Here is a 3982-nt window from a genome sequence, read left to right on the forward strand (position 1 = left end):
GACAGAACCCCTCAGCAAGGTTCATCGTCCCAGGTCAGGAAGGCACTTTCGCGTTTCCGCCTCGCCAGCCGCCAAACCCAAGCGAAACGGCGAGGTTAGGACAAGGCCATGAGTCTAGGTACAGCGAGTGGACCCTCTGACCCGAGGTTGGCATGCACTCCCTGATGATCTCGGGATGTCGGTTGTATTCCGTGGCGTGTGAGGTTTGCGGGTCTCGGGTCGTTCGATGAGTTGGCCTCGTTCGAAGCGGGCGCCTGCGCGGACGAGAGCGACGAGATGGGGTGCGTTCACGGCCCGCCACCGGGCCTGGGCCGACTCGATGAGCTTGAAGACCATGGCCAGTGCGGCGGCCCGGGAGTCGGCGCCTTTGGTGACCTTGGTGCGCAGTCGCACCGTGGCGAAGGTCGACTCGATCGGGTTGGTACCAGGTATGAAAGTCGTGTGTACCGTTGTCCGCGTCCTGGTGACCGGGCCTCAGCCCGGTTGTACGGTGCGACCGTCAGGACAAGGGGTGCCCGGGGATTCAGCATGGGCAGGCCGATCTTGAACGATGGGCTGCGAGCCAACTGGGTGACCGTCGCCCCCCATGCGCCGTTCCGAACACGGTTGACCGTCTCCTCGACGATCGCCTCGCGCACGTCCTTCTTTATCTCAAGGGGCCGCTCGCGGCAGACGAGATGGACTATCGCGGGGAGCCCGGCCTCGTCGAGGGCGGTCGTCAGCTCGTGCTCCAGGTCCTGCAAGCCGTTGAGGCGGCGGGCCTTCACCTCGATGCCCAAGTTCGCTTCCCCCAGGAGCCGGTCAGGTTCGGGGCGCCCACCCCGAGTGCCGAAATCGAAGGGAATCCCGGCACGGGCAAGCTTCGCGCCGGCAACGAGCTCGGCGCGGACGATCATGCGATAGTCGTCCACCTTGGCCCTGACGAAGTCTCCCTTCGGCTGCCCGAGATGCAGTGGCTGGGCCGCCTCCAGTGTCCCGATGATGTCGTCGAACGCCTGCAGGATCGACCTGCGGAAGCTGGTGGGGTGATCGGTCTCTTCAGCAGCGTCGAACAGCTTCCGCAGAGGATGGGTGGCAGCGGTGCCACTCGTCCAAGCCGTGAGTGAGGGGAAGAGGCTGGACGTCGACGAACACGTGAGCGATCTGCAGGTCGCCGTGCGCGAACGCCAAAGGCCACGGCCGGAGCAGGGCCTCGGCGACCTGGCGGTTGCGGGTGACCTGGTCGGCGGGCAGGACGCCGTTCGTTAGAAGCCACTCGCACTCGCCGTCGAGATCCGTCGCCAACTTGTCGAGACTCCGGCCGCTCTGGCCGGGCCAGGGCGGCAACGGTGCGCCGTGCAACTTCCGGATGGCAGCACCCGCCGTGCTCACGCCGCCGGCGACGGCTCGCCGAGGCGGCCGAGTGCCGTCCCCGTGTGATTGAGCAAGGTAGTTGTCACCACAGTTGTGCGGCGACGCGGGGTTCGTCGTCGGGTTGAGCGTGCCGGCTGTCACCATGTGAGCGCTGAAGTTGTCACCTGCTTCGATCTTCGCGAGGGGACGCCGCGCCGGCATCCCGTACCAGGTGAACCGCATCGTCCGCCGGGCCCGCTCGAACGCCGCGTCGCGGCCCGGTTCGTACTCGATGTGTGCCGGCTCGGTGTTGCGCGTCAGCGGTGGCCGACGTAGGCGACGAGTCCGCCGACGGTCAGACCCACTGCGCATCCGTAACGGAAGTATTCGTAGCGCATGCTCGGGGTGTACTGCGCGGCGGTCATCGCGTACGGCGCGCGGACCCCCAGTTTCACGCCGCACAGGCATACGACGTATCCGTGACGCAGTGCGGCGGCCTCCCACTCGGGGTCGTGCGGGACCCAGGTCCGGGAGTAGATCTCCCCGTCGGGTGTCCGCAGTTCCAGCCGGAAGTAGGTGTGTCCGAAATTCTGCCACGGCCCTGGCCGGTCATCGGGTGTCCCGTGCAGCTCCCAGCCAGGGATCGAGTACAGGTCGGCGTGGCCGGGCGGCCTGCGTTTCATGCCGAAGTAGACCTCGTCGGGGTCGCGTCGCGGTGGTTCGCGCATGCGCAGTTCGTCGAATATGGTGGGCCGCTTCTCGTCGGGGCAGCCCCCGTCGTCGTCGGCACTCGGCGGGTCGGGCAGGCGCAGGTCGGAGAACTCGGGCGGTAGACGCCTCATGCCGAACAGGATCGCGCTTTCGATCTGCGGTTCCTTGGGCACCTCGTCGATCGAGGCTGCGTACGGCACGGCGTACTGGATCCCGTAGCGGCCCACGCGCAGGGAACGCCTGAACTCGAAGAGGGCGGCGGGCATGTGACGTGTCTGTGCGTGATCGAGGGTGACGGTGCCTTCCGCGGTCTCCAGACCCATCAGGACGGCCTCGAGCCGCAGCGAGGGGTCGTCGCTGAACAGGATCTGCCCGTGGTCGTCCACCTCTTCGTGCTGACGCATGCTCATCTCCTGCAGCCCTCCGGTTGGTTCCGGCTCCGCGTCCGCGAAGCCGACGATGGATTCTTGAACGATCCTATTGAAGGATCGTTGAACAATCCATACCTTGGAGCGCGTGCACCACCAGGCAGCGGATTCTCGAGAGCGGGGGCCAGGTTGACCGCGGAGGAAGTACACAAAGGGCGGACAGGCATGGGTCGGCGGGTACTGGTGGGCGCCGCGAGCACCGGCGCAGCGTTGGCACTGTGGGCGACCGTACGTCTGATCGTGCGCACAGCCTTCGTCACGCACGCCGGTTGGATCGAGCTGCTGTGCGCGCTGGCGATCCTCCTCGGCTGCGTGTTCCTGTGCACGTGCTGGTACTTGGACCTGCGGTGGCTGCTGTGTGCGGTGTGCCTCTTCGGGATGCTGTTCCTGCAGAACCTGGAGCTGGATCAGCAGGCACTGCACCAGCACGGGCGTACCGAACACGTCACGGTCCGGCAGATTCAGTGGTCCGCCGGCGACGGCATGGATCCCGCCCTCCACCGCTACACGGTCACCGTCCTCGACGGCCCACCGCTGGCTCAGTTCGAGGAGAACGGGCTCCTAGGCCGGAAGTGGGTGGTAGGCGGCACTTATACGGTGACCGTCGATCCGCAGGGCGATGCCCCGCTCGGGCGGGGGGACAAGCCCGGCCCTCCGGTGGTCCAGCAACTCCTGCAGATCCCGCTCGGCCTCGGCCTGGCCTTCGCCCTGTGGCAGCCCGCAGACCTGCTCCTGCGCCGACAACGCGTCCCGTCAGCCGCACCCACCCAGCCGTAGCGGGCTGTGATTGAGCAGCACCGGGGCGCCGACCATCTCCCCTGCTCTGGTCCCGGGAGCGTACGACCATCTCGCTCAGTCACACCCCGGGAGCGCGCCGAGCGCGAGCACGGGCGGCTTGCGCCACAGGACTTCCGGGGTCGGGACCGGCGCCCGAGGCATCGCCTCGCCCTTGACGTCGATGCGTGCCTGATCGGCGTCCACCTTCAGGAACACGTCGCCGACGCGTAGGGTCGCGCGCTCGGAATGGGCGACGACGACCTTGACCTCATCCATGGCGACCAATATCCCGGATGACCGTCGACGTCGCCGGGTTTAGCGCGTGCGATTGCGCGGCTGACCGCGTCCTGCTACCTGGCGGCCTCGTGCACGACACCGACCGCTGACCAGGCCAAGCCCAGCACTTTTGTTAGGAGTCCTTAGGCTTGCAGAAGAACAACACGCTGCTTCCGGTTCTGGGGCCGATCGTTGTGGTAGGCCTCGGCGACCAGGAAAGATGCGGCGTCAGCCGCCGCTGCAGATCGTGGCGTCCATGACCGCGGTCAGGCAGATCCTGCAGCTCAGCGAGCCGCGTACCACATGACGGCGCACGCGAATCGGACATCAGCGTGTTGTTCTTCTGCAAGCCCTTAGAACTCCTAACAAAGTGAGTGGTTGACCAGTCGGCGCCAACAGATGATGCTGCAGGCCAGGCTGAGGAAGGCTTCGTGGATGTCGTCGCGGATCTCCCAGCG

At 66.5% G+C, this 3982-nt stretch carries 3 protein-coding genes and 3 pseudogenes; 2 read left to right on the forward strand and 4 right to left on the reverse strand.

The features are described 5' to 3' along the window. Nucleotides 1–114: 114 nt before the first annotated feature. Nucleotides 115–426, reverse strand: a pseudogene (locus ACIRVK_RS45270) (hypothetical protein); the annotation flags it as partial. A gap of 251 nt (nt 427–677) precedes the next feature. Between ACIRVK_RS45270 and ACIRVK_RS45275 the strand changes: the two are divergent. Further along, nucleotides 678–1106, forward strand: coding sequence for a hypothetical protein (locus tag ACIRVK_RS45275; RefSeq protein WP_404257983.1), 429 nt, complete (start codon nt 678–680; stop codon nt 1104–1106). Between the two features lie 16 nt (nt 1107–1122). On the opposite strand, the pseudogene ACIRVK_RS45280 reads toward ACIRVK_RS45275, so the two are convergent. Then, nucleotides 1123–1412 (reverse strand): annotated as a pseudogene (locus ACIRVK_RS45280) (phosphotransferase); the annotation flags it as partial. Between the two features lie 237 nt (nt 1413–1649). Next, on the reverse strand, nt 1650–2447 hold the full coding sequence (locus ACIRVK_RS45285) for a hypothetical protein (protein WP_404257979.1): 798 nt from the start codon (nt 2445–2447) through the stop codon (nt 1650–1652). A gap of 189 nt (nt 2448–2636) precedes the next feature. Between ACIRVK_RS45285 and ACIRVK_RS45290 the strand changes: the two genes are divergently transcribed. After that, nucleotides 2637–3248, forward strand: coding sequence for a hypothetical protein (locus ACIRVK_RS45290; RefSeq protein ID WP_404257981.1), 612 nt, complete (start codon nt 2637–2639; stop codon nt 3246–3248). Between the two features lie 84 nt (nt 3249–3332). Here ACIRVK_RS45290 and ACIRVK_RS45295 read toward each other — a convergent pair. Continuing rightward, nucleotides 3333–3524, reverse strand: a pseudogene (locus tag ACIRVK_RS45295) (aminoglycoside phosphotransferase family protein); the annotation flags it as partial. Nucleotides 3525–3982: the final 458 nt, after the last annotated feature.

Origin of the sequence: Streptomyces sp. NPDC101152 (assembly GCF_044768275.1) — a bacterium.
In the GTDB taxonomy this organism is placed as follows: Bacteria; Actinomycetota; Actinomycetes; order Streptomycetales; family Streptomycetaceae; genus Streptomyces.